Raw genomic sequence first — 13,975 nt, 5'->3', positions numbered from 1 at the left:
CCATACCGGGCACGATCAGCGCTGATAGAGGCGGCGTTTGGCGATGTACTGCACCACACCATCGGGCACCAGATACCAGACCGGTTCGCCTCGGGCCACCCGGGCGCGGCAGTCGGTCGACGAGATGGACATCGCGGGCACCTGGATCAGGCTGACCGTGTCCGCCGGCAGGTGTTTGTCGGTCAGCGGGAAGCCGGGCCGGGTCACCCCCACGAAGTGGGCCAACTCGAAGATCTCGTCCAGGTCCTTCCAGGACAGGATGCGTTGCAGGGCGTCCGCGCCGGTGATGAAGAACAGTTGCACCTTGGGGCCGTACTCGGCCTGAATGTCGCGCAAGGTGTCGACCGTGTAGGTCGGCCCACTGCGGTCGATGTCGACCCGACTGACCTGGAAGCGAGGGTTGGAGGCGGTGGCGATGACGGTCATCAGGTACCGGTCCTCGGCCGGGCTGACCGGTTCGTCGGCCTTCTGCCACGGCTGCCCGGTGGGGACGAAGACCACCTCGTCCAGGCCGAACCGGTCGGCCACCTCACTGGCCGCGACGAGGTGCCCGTGGTGGATCGGGTCGAAGGTGCCACCCATGATCCCAATCCGCCGGATATCTTCCTCCACCCCGTGATCGTAGGCGGAGCGCCCTGGCCGGCCGATTCGGCCCGGCAGCACCCGCGTTGCCCCGGTTTCGAAGCAGCGCGACAGAGGGAGTGCTGGCCGACGCGAGGGGTCGCGCCACGACCACTCGCCGGCATATACTCGTCTACGAGCAATCGGAAACGAGGACAGGAGGCGCGTCGTGCCGAAGCGGCGCAAGGTCGGCAACCTGCTGGCGCTGGCCGTGCTGTCCGCCCTGGTCCAGCGGCCGATGCACCCGTACGAGATCGCCACCACACTGCGCGCCTGGGGCAAGGACCAGGACATGGAGTTCAAGTGGGGGTCCTTCTACACGGTGGTCCGCAACCTGGACAAACACCAGTTGATCGAGGCTGTGGAGAGCGTCCGCGACAGCCGGCGTCCGGAACGCACCGTCTACCGGATCACCGAGGCGGGGCGGGCGGAGCTGGTCGACTGGGCCCGTGAGCTGGTCTCCACCCCGGTGCCGGAGCATCCCCGTTTCCGCGCCGGCCTCTCCGTGCTCGCCGCCCTGCACCCCGACGAGGCCACCGACCTGCTGCGCCAGCGACTCGATCTGCTGGAGGGCGCGATCCGCCAGGACCGCGACACGCTCGACGCACACCTGCGGGACATCCCACGGCTGTTCCTCGTCGAGTCGGAGTACGACCTGGCCATGCGGGCCGCGGAGGCAGCCTGGCTGCGGGCTCTGCTGGGCGAGCTGACCTCGGGCACCTACCCGGGCCTGGACACCTGGCGGGCCTTCCACGAGACCGGCGAGATGCCGGCCGAGCTGACCGAGTTGGCAGAAAGGACCAGCCGCGACCCCGACACCACCGACTGAAAGACGGCTCCGGCGGGGTGCGCCAACACCCCGCCGGAGCCCTACCTCGAACCGACACCTGTTGAGGCACCCGGCCCGAAGCGGCAAACACGAGGATAACCGGGTTCCCTCCCAGGTCGGTTCGCACGCGCACGACCGACGAACCCCAGGGAGAGAGCATGACCACCCTACGAACCGCGATCGTCATCGGCGGCGGCATCGCCGGGCCGGTGACGGCACTCGCGCTACGCCGCGCCGGCATCACCGCCACCGTCTACGAGGCGTACCCCGCCACCGCCAGTGCGGCCGGCGGCATCGGCGGCACCCTCGCGCTCGCGCCCAACGGCGTGGCGGCGCTGCGCACGGTCGGCGCGGACGAGGCGGTGACGGCGATCGCCACCCCGATCGAGCGCACCGCTATGGCCGTCGGCCGTCGACGCATCGACCTGCCCACACTGGCCGGGGTGCCGCCGCTGCGCGTGGTGCACCGGGCCGAGCTGTACCGCGTCCTGCACGACCGGGCGGTCACCGAGGGCGTCCCGTTCGCGTACGGCAAGCGGCTGGTCCACGCCGACCAGACCGACAGCGGTGTGACCGCCCGATTCGAGGACGGCAGCACCGCCACCGCCGACATCCTCGTCGGCGCCGACGGCATCCGGTCCACGGTCCGGGGCCTCATCGACCCGGCCGCGCCCGGCCCCCGGTTCACCGGCCTGCTCGGCTTCGAGGCGGTCGCCCGGCACGAGGTGGACGTCCAACCCGGCACGATGACGTTCGCGTTCGGCCGACGCGGCTACTACCTGTACTGGCCGGAGCCCGGCGGCGGCACCCGGTGGGGCGCCAACCTGCCGTACCAACGACCGCTGAGCCTCGTCGAGGCCCGCGCGGTGCCGGCGGCACAGTGGCTGGACACACTGCGCGAAAGCTACGGCGATGACGACCCGGGTCGACAGTTGACGGCGACAAGCGACGCCGACGAACTCCAGGTGGTCGGCGCGTTGCAGATCATGCCGCCGGTGCCGCACTGGCACCGAGGGCGGATGGTGCTGGTCGGCGACGCGGCGCATGCGCCGTCGAACAGCTCCGGGCAGGGAGCGTCGCTGGCCATCGAGAGCGGGGTGCAGCTCGCCCGCTGCCTGCGCGACCTGCCGGACGTGGAGTCGGCCCTGGCCGCGTTCGTGCGGCTGCGCCGTGCCCGGGTCGAAAAGGTCGCCGCCCGCGCCGCCCGCATCAACCAGGCCAAAGCGCCGGGGCCGGTCGCCCGGACGCTGATGCCGCTGCTGATGCCGCTGCTGACACGCACCGCCATGGACCCGGAGAAAACCGTCGCCGACGAGCAGCGCTACGTCATCGACTGGGACGCCCCGGTCACGGCGGACCCGGCGCTGCGCTGAGCCTCCGGGCGCGGGGTGACCCACCGGCCACCCCGCGCCCGACGCGTCTCAGGCCGCCCCGGCGGCCACCGCCGTCCGGGCGACCAGCGCGCGACGCAGGTCGTCGTCGGCGTCGGTGACCACCCGACGCAGACCCGGGGTCAGGTCGTCGCGGGCCAGCAGCGCCGCGGTCGCCTCCCGGGTCGGCTGCGCCACGGCGTAGTGGGGGAACGCCAGCTTCGCCACCCGGTCGGCCGTCCACGGGGTACGCCGACGGGCGGCGGCCGGCATCTCCGCGAAGTACCGCTCGACGTACGCGGCGGTCAACTCGGCCTGCTCGGGCTGCCAGAACCCCTCGGCCGTCGCCTCCAGCAGCCGATTGGACAGCTCGGCGCCCCCCACGATGACCTCCCAGGCCGCCTGCTTCGCGGCCGGATCCGGCAGGGCGGCCCGGCAACGGGCGGCCCGCTCGGCACCCGCAGAGCTGGGGTCGGCGGCGGCCTCGGCGGCGACCTCCGCCTCGCCGGCCGCGCCCAGCACCACGAGTCGACGCAGCACCGACCAGCGCAGCTCGGCGTCGACCTTCAGCCCGGCCGGCACGTCGCGGCCGGCGAGCCAGCCGGTGAGCAGATCCGCGTCGGTGGTCGCGGCGACCCAGGCCCGGGCTGCGGCGAGCTGGAGGGACTCCCCCGCCGGGGCACCGTCGAGCAGTTGACGGCACGCCCCGGCCACCCGGGCCAGCGCCGCCGACCGGGTCAGCGGGTCGAGGTAACGGTCGATCAGCGACCGGCTGAGCGTCAGCACGTCCTCCGCGATGATCACCTCGGTCTCGGCGGGCAGCGCGGCGACCATCAGGTCGACCAGGCCGGCGACCGGCCGCTCCCCGTCGGTCGCCGCGTCCAACGCCTCGCCCCAGAGCACCGCCCTGGTGAGGGGGTCGGCCAGTCTGGGCAGCACCAGCGGCACGGCGTCGGCCGACGCCGGGTCGAGGCGCACCTTGGCGAAGGTGAGGTCGCCGTCGTTGAGCAGCAGCAGCCGGGCCGCCGGAGCGCCGGTCAGCTCGCCGAGCACCGTCCGGCCGCCGACGGTGGCCGGGTCGAGGTCGACCTCGGCGCGCTCCGCCGTGCCGTCCATCGAGTAGCGGCCCACCCCGATCCGGTGCGGACGCAGCACCGGGTACGACTCGGGCGCGGTCTGCACCACGGCCACCTCGGTGTAGCGGCCGTGGGCGTCGACGGCGACCTCGGCGCGCAGCGTGTTGACCTGCGGGCTGCGCAGCCACCGCTCGGCCCAGTCGGACAGATCGCGACCGCTGGCGGCGGAGAGGCTGGCCAGCAGGTCGGCCAGGGTGGCGTTGCCGAAGCGATGCGCGGCGAAGTGCGCGTTCAGGCCGGCGAGGAACGCCTCGTCACCGAGCCACGCGACCAACTGCCGCAGCACGCTGGCGCCCTTGGCGTACGAGATGCCGTCGAAGTTGAGCAGGCCCTCGTCGGCGTCGGCCACCTCCACCGGGGCGACCGGGTGGGTGGACGGACGCTGGTCGGCGGCGTACCCCCAGGCCTTACGGCGCATGGCGAACGTCGTCCACGCCTGGTCGAAGCGGGTCGCCTCGGCGGTGACCCGGGTGCCCAGATATTCGGCGAAGGACTCGTTGAGCCACAGGTCGTCCCACCAGCGCATGGTGACCAGGTCACCGAACCACATGTGGGCCATCTCGTGGGCGATGGTCGTCGCCCGCTGCTCACGCTCGGTGTCGGTGACCGCCGAACGGAACACGTAGTCGTCGCGGAAGGTGACGATGCCGGGGTTCTCCATCGCGCCGGCGTTGAACTCCGGCACGAACGCCTGGTCGTACTTGCCGAACGGGTAGCGCTCGGTGAAAAGCTCGTGGAACCGGTCCAGGCACTGCCGGGTGATGGTGAAGATCTCTTCCGCGTCGGCGTCCAGGTGCTCGGCGAGCGACCGACGACAGTAGATGCCCAGCGGCACACCGTCGTGCTCGGCCCGCCGGACGTGGTAGGGCCCGGCGATCAGCGAGAAGAAGTACGTGGCCAGGGGCGCGGTCGGGGCGAACTCCCAGCGCCCCGGAGCCGGGTTGGCGGCCACCTCGGCGTTGCCGACGACCGTCCACTGCGGCGGGGCGGTCACCGTGAGCACGAACGACGCCTTCAGGTCGGGCTGGTCGAACGCGGCGAAGATGCGCTGCACGTTGTCGAGGAACGTCACGGCGTAGAGGTAGGTTTCGCCGTCGGCCGGGTCGACGAAGCGGTGCATCCCCTCCCCGGTGTTGGAGTAGGCCATCTCCGCCTCGACGACAAGCGTGTTCTCCGCGTCCAGGTCGCTGAGCGGGAGCCGGTTGTCGGCCAGCACGCCCGGGTCGAGGTCGCGGTCGTTGAGGCGTACACCCAGCAGGGTGGTGGGTTTGATCTCGGCGAAGGTCGCGGTGCCGGGGGTCGCCCGGAACCGGATCTCGACGCGGGAGCGGAACAGGTCGCCGCTGCCGGTCAGGTCGAGATCCACCTGGTAGGACTCGACAGTAATCGCCGCGCCACGCGCGGTCGCCTCTACACGGGTCAGGCTCGGCATCCGCTTATCCTGCCCGATGGGGATCGGCAATCGGTCACCACACGACCCTCGGCACTGGAGGAAAGAACCATGGCGCAGCACCCCAAGGGCGATTTCGACCTCTCCCGGGCGGTCTGGCAACGGGCTGAGGGGGACACCTCCGCCAGCGCGGTCGAGGTGGCCTTCGTCGACGACCTGATCGGGATGCGCAACTCCGCCGAGCCGGAGGGGCCGGTGCTCGTCTTCACGCAGGCCGAGTGGGACGCGTTCGTGGCCGGCGCGCAGGACGGCGAGTTCGACCTGGACTGACCGCGACCTGCGTCGCCGTCAGCCATCGGTGTCGCCGTCGGTGTCGCCCTCGCCCCAGCCAAGGCCGCCGGGGCCGGGGGCGTGGTGGAAGCCGGGATGGTCAGCGACGTCGACGCAGCGCTCACCGTCCGGGCCGACCGCCCCGCAGAACAGTCGTTCGGCCCGGTGCCAGGCGTCGGCCGGTGACAGGGCCGCCGCGCCGAGTGCCAGCTCCGGGCGGAGCAGGCTCAACGCCTCCGCGTACGCCACCGCCACCTCGCGGGCGTCGGCCGGACCGGGCGCGGTGAAGCCCAGGTGCACGGTGAAGAACCGGTGCGGTCGGGTGGGCCGACCGGGCGGCCCGATCAGCGGCCGACCGTCGCGGCCCCCGCTCGGTGCCCCAGCCGACCGTCGCTGCCGCCAGTGCGGCGACCTGTTCTCCCGCATCGCGCCCTCCCCGTAGTCGTGGCCTCCAGGCCCGGCGCCGGCAGGCGGCGGCCCCACCAGCAGCCAACCAGGTTCCGCCGTCCCTGGGAGGGGCCAGCCGGCGCGCCGATCGGCGGGATTCAGCGGCGGCGACCGGGGTAGTCACGGCAGCAGGGCGGCAGGTGGTCGACGGCTGCCACGAGTGCGTGGGGAGACACCGATGGCGACCATGCCGGTCGACCGCAGCCCGGACAGCACCCTCGCGCTCCTGCGCTCCGGTTACCGGTTCATCGGTGAGCGCTGCGACCGGTACGGCAGCGACGTCTTCCAGACCCGAATCCTGCTGGCACCGACCATCTGCCTGCGCGGCAGACCGGCGGCGACGCTGTTCTACGACACCGAGCGCTTCCAGCGGCAGAACGCGATGCCGCTGCGGGTGCAGCGCACGCTCACCGGGCGGGGCGGCGTGCAGGGCCTGGACGGCCCGGAGCACTCCGACCGCAAGGCGATGTTCATGTCGATCATGACGCCGGACAGCATCGGGCGGCTCGGGCAGCTCTTCGACGACGAGTGGCGGGCCAGGATCCCCGCCTGGGAGGCCGCCGGCCTGGTGACGCTCTACGACGAGGTGGGCCGCCTCCTGACCCGGGTGGTCTGCGCCTGGGCCGGGGTGCCGCTGGCCACGTCGCAGGTCGATCGGCGTGCCGTCGAGCTGCACGCCATGATCGAAGGCCCGGCCGTGGTCGGCCTCCGGCACTGGCGAGGGCTGCTCGCCCGCCGCCGAGCCGAGCGGTGGCTCGCCGACCGCATCGAGCGGGCCCGGGTCGGCACGGAACCGGCACCGGCCGGCAGTGCGCTGGACGTGATCGCCGAGCACCGCGACGCGCGGGGCGCGCTGCTCCCCCACCGGATCGCGGCGGTCGAACTGCTCAACGTGCTGCGACCGGTGGTCGCCGTGGACCGGTACATCGCCTTCGCCGCGCTCGCCCTGCACGACCATCCCGCCTGGCGGCAGCGGGTCCGCGACGACGAGGCCACCGAACAGTTCGTCCAGGAGGTACGCCGCTACTACCCGTTCTTCCCGTCCGCCGCCGCCCGGGTCCGGCGCTCCTTCGACTGGGCGGGCCACCACTTCCCCCGGGGCCGCCGGGTGCTCCTCGACCTCTACGGCACCAACCACCACCCGGCGCTCTGGCTCGAGCCGGAGCTGTTCCGTCCGGAGCGGTTCGCCGGCCGCCGGGTGGACCCGTTCGAGCTGGTCCCGCAGGGCGGCGGGGACTACGCCACCGGGCACCGCTGCGCCGGCGAGTGGATCACCATCGACCTGATGAAGCGGGCGGTCACCAACCTGACCAGCGCCATGACCTACGACGTGCCGCCACAGGACCTGACCCTGGATCTGCGCCGAATGCCCGCCCTCCCGCCCAGCGGTATGACCCTCACCAACATCCGTCGCGCCGCCTGACGCCGGTGTCCAGCCCACGACCGGCGGCTACCGCCATACGCCTGGCCCGGACACAGCCATTCCCGGCCAGCGCTCCACGGCCGGTCGGCCGACGCTCGGATGCGACGTGAGCGCCCCGACCAGCGGCCCCACCGGCTCCGGGCGAGCCGGAAGCCGCCGCGACGTCAGACCCCAGGGCGCCGGCACGTCGCCGGTCCGACTACCGATGGCGTACGTGCTGCCGCTGCGCTGGCACTCCGACGTTGGCCTGGCCGAGCTGACCGGCTACCTGCGCTGGCTGGCCGACCGGGTCGAGGTGCTCGTGGTCGACGGCTCGGCGCCGGACCTCTTCGCCCGACACGCCTCGGCGTGGCACGGGCTGGTCCGGCACCTCACACCCGACCCCGCCCTGCGCGGGGCGAACGGCAAGGTGCTCGGGGTCCTCACCGGCGTGGCGGCGGCCGGCCACGAGCACGTGGTGATCGCCGACGACGACATCCGGTACGACGAGGCCGGGCTGCTCGCGACGCACCGGCTGCTCGACCGGGCGGACCTGGTACGCCCGCAGAACTACTTCGACCCGCTGCCCTGGCACGCCTGGTGGGACACCGGCCGGACGCTGCTCAACCGGGCGCTCGGGGCGGACTACCCGGGCACCCTCGCGGTGCGCCGAAGCACCTTCCTCGGCATGGGCGGGTACGACCCGGACGTGCTCTTCGAGAACCTGGAGCTGATCCGCACGGTGCGCGCCCACGGCGGTACGGAGGTCACGCCGGCCTGGCTGTACGTCCGGCGGCTGCCGCCGGACACCGCGCACTTCCGGGGGCAGCGGGTCCGCCAGGCGTACGACGATCTGGCCCAGCCGGCCCGCCTGCTGACCGCGCTCGCGGTCGTGCCGGCGCTGGCCACGGCGGTCGCGGCCCGTCGGCCCGTGCTGCTCGTCGGCGCGGCGGCCAGTGTCGTCGCCCTGGCCGAGGTGGGTCGCCGTCGTGCCGGTGGCACCGCGGTCTTTCCGCCCCGCACGGCGCTGGCGGCTCCGGTCTGGCTGCTGGAACGCGGTGTGTGCGGCTGGCTGGCGGTCGGCCAGCGACTCCTGCTCGGCGGCGTCCGCTACGGCGACGCCCTGATCCGCCGAGCCGCCCACCAGACCCGAACCCTGCAAAAACACCCCCACCCCTCCCGCGATCTTGCACTTTCTGTCGGGACAAACCAGCCCCAAGGCGGCAAAAGCTAGACCGAAACTGCAAGATCGCGGGAGGAGAGGAGCTGGGACGCGACAGCTCGCGGGCACCGGGGTGGCCGCGAGCTGTCGCGATTGCGGTTCTTGGTGTGGGGTCAGGGGCTGACCTGCTGGGCATGGCCCTTGACGTCGTGCGCGGCCGACCTGCTGTCGTCCTTGACCGCGTGCACCGCGTCCTGGGCCGTGGTCTTCACCGAATCGGCGGCGCGCTGGGCCGGCTCGCGCAGCTCGTCCTTGAGCTCGCTCGCCACCTCGCCCAGCTTCTCCTTGACCACCCCGCTGTGCTCGCTGACCTTCTCCTTGACCTGCGCCGCGGCCTGCTGCTCCCGGCGGGAGGCCGGGATCAGCGAGGAGGCCAGCCAGCCGACCCCGAACGCGATGAGCCCGGCCGCCAGCGGGTTGCCCTGGGACTTCTGCCGGATCACCCGGGGCGCGTCGTGCGCGGCGTCACTGACGGTCGAGGCCGCCGAGTGCGCGGCGTCGCTGACGCTGGAAGCCGCCGACGAGGCGCGGTCGCCCACCGAGTGCGCGGCGTGGCCGGTGCCGTGGCCGAGGTCGGATGCGGTTCCCATGACCTTGTCCCTCACATTCTGCAGCGCGGAGCGGGCCCGCTGCTTACGGTCGTCGACGATGCGGCTGGGGCTGACCTTGTACGCCAGCGCGTCCACATCGGAGCTGAGGCTGTTGCGGGTGGCTTCGATCTCCCGGCGGATCTGGTCGGGGTCGGTGCTCATCGGGTGACTCCCTCCGGGTGGGGTTTGAGCGCGTCGGGGATCCGCTGCACGCTGTCGTTGGTCTGCTTGAGCCCGCGTACGTGCTGGGCGTTCTGCTTGGCCTTGGAGTAGAGGACCGCGGCGACCACGGCCCAGATCACGGCCACGATCAGCGCGGCCAGGCCGGAGTCCATGACGTTGTCCAGGAACTGCCATACGGCGATGGACACGAAGAGCGCCACCATGTACCCGCCGAAGCCGGCGCCACCGAAGAGCCCGGCGGCCTTGCCCGCCTTCTTGCCCTCCTGGCGGATCTCGGCCTTGGCCAGCTCGACCTCCTGGCGCATGAGCGTCGACAGGTCGGTGGTGACCTGACGCATCAGGTCACCGAGCGAGCTGCCCTTCACCTCCGCCGCGGTGTGCGGGGCACCCGCGTCGGGGTGGTATCCGGAGTCCAGTCCGGACCCCTGCGTCGGCATGGTCATGCCGTCGCCTCCCTTCGGATGACTCGGTGGCTCACGGGCGAGGGCTACCGGTGGACGGCACGCCCGGCAGCGGGTCGGTCTGGGTCACCGGCGGCAGCGGCTGGGTGGTGCCGGTCTGCTCCGGGTGGTTGGCCTGCCGCGGGTCGGCGTACTCGCCGGGCACCGGGTCGGTGTAGCCGCCGGAGGTCGGCTCGGTGTAGGTGCCGGGGGTCGGGTCGAGGTAGCCACCCGGCGGGACGGCGTCCGGCGCGGCGCGGGGTGCCGGCGGCGGCGTCGGGATCACGGCGGTCTGCTCCGGGTCGTACGCCCCGGCGCCTCGGTAGCCGGCCGATGCGTTGCCGGAGTCGTCGCCGGTGGCGGTGATGCCGCGGGTCAGACGGCCGGCCAGCACGCCGAGGACCGCCGCGCCGACCAGGAAGGTGCCCGGGTTGCGCCGCGCGTAGCCGCGTACCTCGTTGATCAGGTCGCCGGGCTCGCGCTCCTCAAGCCAGCCGGCCACGCCGTGCACCCGGTCGGCGGCCTGACGGGTCAGCTCGCTCACCGGGCCGGCCTGGCCACCCTGCTCGGCCATCGAGCGCATCTCGTCGGCGATCGAGCGCAGCCCGCCGGCGGCGCGCCGCTGCTGCTCACCGGTCTGGCTGGCGAGCTGGGTACGCGCCTCGCCGTAGAGGTCGCGGGCCTGCCGGGCCGCCTCGCGGCCGACCTCGGTGCCCTGCTCCTTGGCGGTGTGGGCGACCGCCCCACCGGCGTGCGCCGCCTCGGACCCGACCTGGCGGGCCTGCTCGCGAACGCCTCCGCCGTTGGCCGACTCCTGCCCGTACGTGGAAGACGTGGGTGAAAGATCGTAAGTCATGATTTCCCTTCCGCTCGGAAAGTCGTCGCGGTTGTGCTGGGGGATGCGACCGCGTCACCGTGGCCGCCGACAATTCACCTACCCTGCGTTTTCGCTTCCATACCTCTTCGCCCATTTCTCTGCGCGGCCGGCCGGATCGACTTCAAAATGGAGGATCGTCGGGCTGCGTCACGTCGCCGCTACGGACAGCGAGATTCGCGGGGCTGGCAGATCCACGGAGGGGGCAGGGGATGGCACGAGACGCGCGAGGTAGCGGACCTGCCGCGCAGCGGCCCCGGGTGCAGGTGGCCGCGCTGGCCGTGGCCGGGGCCTTCCTGCTGATCGGTGTCCTCGGTTTCATTCCCGGCATCACCACCGACTACGGCCAGTTGCGCTTCGCCGGGCATCACTCGGAGGCCAAGCTGCTCGGGCTGTTCCAGGTGTCGATCCTGCACAACGCGGTGCACCTGCTGTTCGGGCTGGTCGGCCTGGCGATGGCCCGCAGCATCGCCGGCGCTCGGCTGTTCCTGGCCGGTGGCGGCGCGATCTACCTGGCCCTCTGGCTGTACGGGCTGGTGGTCGAGGGGCTCGACGAGGCGGGCGGCGCGAACATCCTGCCGGTCAACAACGCCGACAACTGGTTGCACCTCGCGCTCGGCTTCGGCATGGTCGCGCTCGGGCTGCTGCTGTCCAACCAGGTGGGCACCGGCGGGCGACTGGACACCCCCTTCGACCGGCCCTGAGCTGCCCGTTCTGGGTTTCACGGCCACACCGGCACGGGTATCAGCGCGTCGCTGAACCCGTGCAGGAGGTGGAGATCCTGGCGACCGCCGTAGCCGTCAGGCCGCGACCGGCAACCGCTTGGCGAAGCAGACGCTGTACGGGTTACCCACGTACTCGCCGTACACCGGGATCCGGTCGTACCCGCACGAGGCGTACAACCCGAGGGCCGCGGGCAGGTACGTGCCGGTCTCCAGGCAGACCACCGAGTGGCCCTGCCGGAACGCCAACTCCTCCAGCGCGGCGAGCAACTGGCGGGCGATCCCCCGCCCCCGGTGCGCCGGTCGGACGTACATCCGCTTGATCTCGCCGGTGGCGGCGTCGAGCGACTGGAGGCCGCCGCAGGCGACCGCCTGACCGTTCGCCACCACCGCCAGGTAGCGGATGTCGTCGTGGGTGATGGTGACCTGCCCGTCCAGCCCGCCATCGGCCGCACGCAGCTCACGCTGCTGGGCGATGACCAGGGTGGCGATCTCGGGATCGGTGGCGGGCCGGGACTCGATCAGCATCACCCGACGTTAGGCCGGATGGATTTCGCGGAGGTTTCCAGCAGTCAACCCGATCACGGAGCGCAACGGGCTACTCGGCGTCGTCCTCGATGTCGTCGTCGACGTCATCGTCGGAGGCGTCCGCGCCCACCTCGTCCGCCGAACGCACCCGGCGGGCCTTGCGCGCGGCGAGCCGGTCCGCCGCCGAGGCCCGGTTCGACTTCTCCTCCAGCCGGATGTCGGTGCCCCGGTTGCCGGGCACGAACTCCACGCCGGCGTGGAGCGTCGGCTGCCAGTCGAACTCCCGCACACCGATCCGAACCAGGTCACCGGGCTGGGCGCCGGCCTTGGCGAGCTTGTCCTCGACACCGAGCCGGGCAAGCCGGTCGGCCAGGTAGCCGACCGCCTCGTCGTTGTCGAAGTTGGTCTGCTTGACCCACCGCTCCGGCCGAACGCCCCGGACGGTGAACGAGCCGTCCGTCTCGGCCGTGATGGTGAAGCCGTCGTCGTCCACGGCCATCGGCCGGATCACGATCCGGGTCGGCTCTGCCGGCGGCGCGGCCTTACGCTCCGCGTCGACCAGCTCGGCCATCGCGTACGTCAGCTCCTTGAGCCCTTCGCGGGTGGCCGCGGAGACCTCGAACACCCGGTAGCCGCGCTCCTCCAGGTCCGGCCGCACGATCTCGGCCAGGTCCCGGCCGTCCGGCACGTCGACCTTGTTGACCGCCACCAGCCTCGGCCGGTCGGTCAGCCCGCCGTACTGGCTCAGCTCGGCCTCGATGGCGTCGATGTCGGCGACCGGGTCACGGCCGGGCTCCAGGGTCGCCGAGTCGATGACGTGCACCAGCACCGCGCAGCGCTCGATGTGTCGCAGGAACTCCAGGCCCAGCCCCTTGCCGGTGGCCGCGCCGGGGATCAGACCCGGCACGTCGGCGACGGTGAAGGTGTGGTTGTCCATCCGGACCACACCGAGGTTGGGCACGAGGGTGGTGAACGGATAGTCGGCGATCTTCGGCTTCGCGGCGGAGATCACCGAGATCAGCGACGACTTGCCGGCCGACGGGAAGCCCACCAGACCCACGTCGGCGACGCTCTTGAGCTCCAGCACGATGTCCAACTGGTCGCCGGGCTCCCCCAACTCGGCGAAGCCAGGAGCCTTGCGCTTGGCGTTGGCCAGCGAGGCGTTGCCCCGCCCACCGCGCCCACCGCGGGCCACCTCGAAGGTGGTGCCGGCGCCGACCATGTCGGCCAGCACGGTGCCGTCGGTGGTCTGCACCACGGTGCCGTTGGGCACCTTGAGCACCAGGTTGCGGCCGTTGGCCCCGTCCCGGTTCGACCCGGCGCCGCCCTTGCCGTTGTCGGCCTTGACGTGCGGGTGGAAGTGGAAGTCCAGCAGCGTGGTCACCTGCGGGTCGACCACCAGCGACACGCTGCCGCCGTGCCCGCCGTTGCCGCCGTCCGGTCCGCCGAACGGCTTGAACTTCTCGCGGTGGATCGAGACACACCCGTGCCCGCCATCGCCGGCCTGCAAATGCAGCACGACCCGGTCAACGAACGTCGCCACGGCGTCAATCCTTCCAGCGAGGGTCGACCCCGCACTTCGAAAAAGCGAAGCGGGCCGGGACCCGGAGGTCCGCGGCCCGCAAAGCCTGAAAACTACTGCTGAGGAACGATGCTGACGGTCTTACGACCGCGCTTGGTGCCGAACAGGACCGCACCGGCGGACAGCGCGAACAGCGTGTCGTCGCCGCCACGGCCGACCAGGTCACCGGGGTGGAACTTGGTGCCACGCTGCCGGATGAGGATCTCACCGGCGCTGACAACCTGACCACCGAAGCGCTTCACGCCGAGTCGCTGGGCCGCGGAGTCACGACCGTTACGCGAGCTGGACGCACCCTTTTTGTGAGCCATT

The 13,975-nt window shown here is 72.1% G+C and carries 15 protein-coding genes; 6 read left to right on the top strand and 9 right to left on the bottom strand.

What is annotated here, in order from left to right; translation table 11 throughout:
* Positions 1–15: 15 nt before the first annotated feature.
* Positions 16–612, bottom strand: coding sequence for a nicotinate-nucleotide adenylyltransferase (gene nadD, locus ABZ780_RS12670; protein WP_357012636.1), 597 nt, complete (start codon positions 610–612; stop codon positions 16–18).
* 178 nt (positions 613–790) lie between these two features.
* Between nadD and ABZ780_RS12665 the strand changes: the two genes are divergently transcribed.
* Both ABZ780_RS12665 and ABZ780_RS12660 read left to right on the top strand, forming a co-directional pair.
* Positions 791–1,450: a PadR family transcriptional regulator gene (locus ABZ780_RS12665; protein WP_357012635.1), complete on the top strand. Its 660-nt coding sequence runs from the start codon at positions 791–793 to the stop codon at positions 1,448–1,450.
* A 158-nt stretch (positions 1,451–1,608) separates the two neighbouring features.
* On the top strand, positions 1,609–2,823 hold the full coding sequence (locus ABZ780_RS12660) for an FAD-dependent monooxygenase (RefSeq protein ID WP_357012634.1): 1,215 nt from the start codon (positions 1,609–1,611) through the stop codon (positions 2,821–2,823).
* 48 nt (positions 2,824–2,871) lie between these two features.
* On the opposite strand, the gene pepN is transcribed toward ABZ780_RS12660, so the two are convergent.
* Positions 2,872–5,388: an aminopeptidase N gene (gene pepN / locus ABZ780_RS12655; RefSeq protein ID WP_357012633.1), complete on the bottom strand. Its 2,517-nt coding sequence runs from the start codon at positions 5,386–5,388 to the stop codon at positions 2,872–2,874.
* Positions 5,389–5,457: 69 nt separating this feature from the next.
* Here pepN and ABZ780_RS12650 point away from each other — a divergent pair, with 69 nt between their 5' ends.
* On the top strand, positions 5,458–5,676 hold the full coding sequence (locus ABZ780_RS12650; protein WP_357012632.1) for a DUF397 domain-containing protein: 219 nt from the start codon (positions 5,458–5,460) through the stop codon (positions 5,674–5,676).
* Positions 5,677–5,694: 18 nt separating this feature from the next.
* Here ABZ780_RS12650 and ABZ780_RS12645 read toward each other — a convergent pair whose 3' ends face one another.
* Complete coding sequence (locus ABZ780_RS12645; RefSeq protein WP_357012630.1) at positions 5,695–6,102, bottom strand: hypothetical protein; 408 nt, start codon at positions 6,100–6,102, stop codon at positions 5,695–5,697.
* Between the two features lie 199 nt (positions 6,103–6,301).
* On the opposite strand from ABZ780_RS12645, the gene ABZ780_RS12640 reads away from it, so the two are divergent.
* Both ABZ780_RS12640 and ABZ780_RS12635 read left to right on the top strand, forming a co-directional pair.
* Positions 6,302–7,546 (top strand): cytochrome P450, encoded by a 1,245-nt coding sequence (locus tag ABZ780_RS12640; RefSeq protein ID WP_357485896.1) that lies wholly within the window; start codon positions 6,302–6,304, stop codon positions 7,544–7,546.
* A gap of 106 nt (positions 7,547–7,652) precedes the next feature.
* The gene (locus ABZ780_RS12635; protein ID WP_357485895.1) at positions 7,653–8,759 is read left to right on the top strand and encodes a glycosyltransferase family 2 protein; all 1,107 of its coding nucleotides are present in this window, start codon (positions 7,653–7,655) and stop codon (positions 8,757–8,759) included.
* 101 nt (positions 8,760–8,860) lie between these two features.
* Here the strand turns inward: ABZ780_RS12635 and ABZ780_RS12630 are convergent, their stop codons facing one another.
* Genes ABZ780_RS12630 through ABZ780_RS12620 form a run of 3 tightly spaced genes read right to left on the bottom strand, consistent with a single transcriptional unit; the run spans position 8,861 to position 10,816 of the window.
* A complete protein-coding gene (locus ABZ780_RS12630) occupies positions 8,861–9,499 on the bottom strand; it encodes a DUF3618 domain-containing protein (protein WP_357012627.1) in 639 nt (212 codons plus the stop codon).
* A complete protein-coding gene (locus ABZ780_RS12625) occupies positions 9,496–9,963 on the bottom strand; it encodes a phage holin family protein (RefSeq protein ID WP_355598036.1) in 468 nt (155 codons plus the stop codon). Before ABZ780_RS12625 ends, ABZ780_RS12630 begins: the two co-directional genes overlap by 4 nt.
* 31 nt (positions 9,964–9,994) lie before the next feature.
* The gene (locus tag ABZ780_RS12620) at positions 9,995–10,816 is read right to left on the bottom strand and encodes a hypothetical protein (protein ID WP_357012626.1); all 822 of its coding nucleotides are present in this window, start codon (positions 10,814–10,816) and stop codon (positions 9,995–9,997) included.
* Positions 10,817–11,046: 230 nt separating this feature from the next.
* Between ABZ780_RS12620 and ABZ780_RS12615 the strand changes: the two genes are divergently transcribed.
* A complete protein-coding gene (locus tag ABZ780_RS12615; RefSeq protein WP_357012625.1) occupies positions 11,047–11,538 on the top strand; it encodes a DUF4383 domain-containing protein in 492 nt (163 codons plus the stop codon).
* Between the two features lie 96 nt (positions 11,539–11,634).
* On the opposite strand, the gene ABZ780_RS12610 is transcribed toward ABZ780_RS12615, so the two are convergent.
* From ABZ780_RS12610 to rpmA, 3 genes are all read right to left on the bottom strand, one after another.
* Positions 11,635–12,084 (bottom strand): GNAT family N-acetyltransferase, encoded by a 450-nt coding sequence (locus tag ABZ780_RS12610; protein WP_357012623.1) that lies wholly within the window; start codon positions 12,082–12,084, stop codon positions 11,635–11,637.
* Between the two features lie 70 nt (positions 12,085–12,154).
* The gene (obgE, locus tag ABZ780_RS12605; RefSeq protein WP_357012622.1) at positions 12,155–13,627 is read right to left on the bottom strand and encodes a GTPase ObgE; all 1,473 of its coding nucleotides are present in this window, start codon (positions 13,625–13,627) and stop codon (positions 12,155–12,157) included.
* A 92-nt stretch (positions 13,628–13,719) separates the two neighbouring features.
* The gene (rpmA, locus tag ABZ780_RS12600; RefSeq protein WP_074313740.1) at positions 13,720–13,974 is read right to left on the bottom strand and encodes a 50S ribosomal protein L27; all 255 of its coding nucleotides are present in this window, start codon (positions 13,972–13,974) and stop codon (positions 13,720–13,722) included.
* Between the last annotated feature and the right edge of the window lies 1 nt (position 13,975).

The sequence above is a fragment of the Micromonospora sp. NPDC047467 genome (assembly GCF_040643095.1).
GTDB lineage: Bacteria > Actinomycetota > Actinomycetes > Mycobacteriales > Micromonosporaceae > Micromonospora.
This window is presented reverse-complemented; position numbering and strand designations above follow the sequence as displayed.

Coding starts and splice junctions, on each gene's coding strand:
- ABZ780_RS12660 (WP_357012634.1), top strand. CDS start 1,609: ATGACCACCCTACGAACCGCGATCGTCATCGGCGGCGGCATCGCCGGG.
- pepN (WP_357012633.1), bottom strand. CDS start 5,388: ATGCCGAGCCTGACCCGTGTAGAGGCGACCGCGCGTGGCGCGGCGATT.
- ABZ780_RS12650 (WP_357012632.1), top strand. CDS start 5,458: ATGGCGCAGCACCCCAAGGGCGATTTCGACCTCTCCCGGGCGGTCTGG.
- ABZ780_RS12645 (WP_357012630.1), bottom strand. CDS start 6,102: ATGCGGGAGAACAGGTCGCCGCACTGGCGGCAGCGACGGTCGGCTGGG.
- ABZ780_RS12640 (WP_357485896.1), top strand. CDS start 6,302: ATGGCGACCATGCCGGTCGACCGCAGCCCGGACAGCACCCTCGCGCTC.
- ABZ780_RS12630 (WP_357012627.1), bottom strand. CDS start 9,499: ATGAGCACCGACCCCGACCAGATCCGCCGGGAGATCGAAGCCACCCGC.
- ABZ780_RS12625 (WP_355598036.1), bottom strand. CDS start 9,963: ATGACCATGCCGACGCAGGGGTCCGGACTGGACTCCGGATACCACCCC.
- ABZ780_RS12620 (WP_357012626.1), bottom strand. CDS start 10,816: ATGACTTACGATCTTTCACCCACGTCTTCCACGTACGGGCAGGAGTCG.
- ABZ780_RS12615 (WP_357012625.1), top strand. CDS start 11,047: ATGGCACGAGACGCGCGAGGTAGCGGACCTGCCGCGCAGCGGCCCCGG.
- ABZ780_RS12610 (WP_357012623.1), bottom strand. CDS start 12,084: ATGCTGATCGAGTCCCGGCCCGCCACCGATCCCGAGATCGCCACCCTG.
- rpmA (WP_074313740.1), bottom strand. CDS start 13,974: ATGGCTCACAAAAAGGGTGCGTCCAGCTCGCGTAACGGTCGTGACTCC.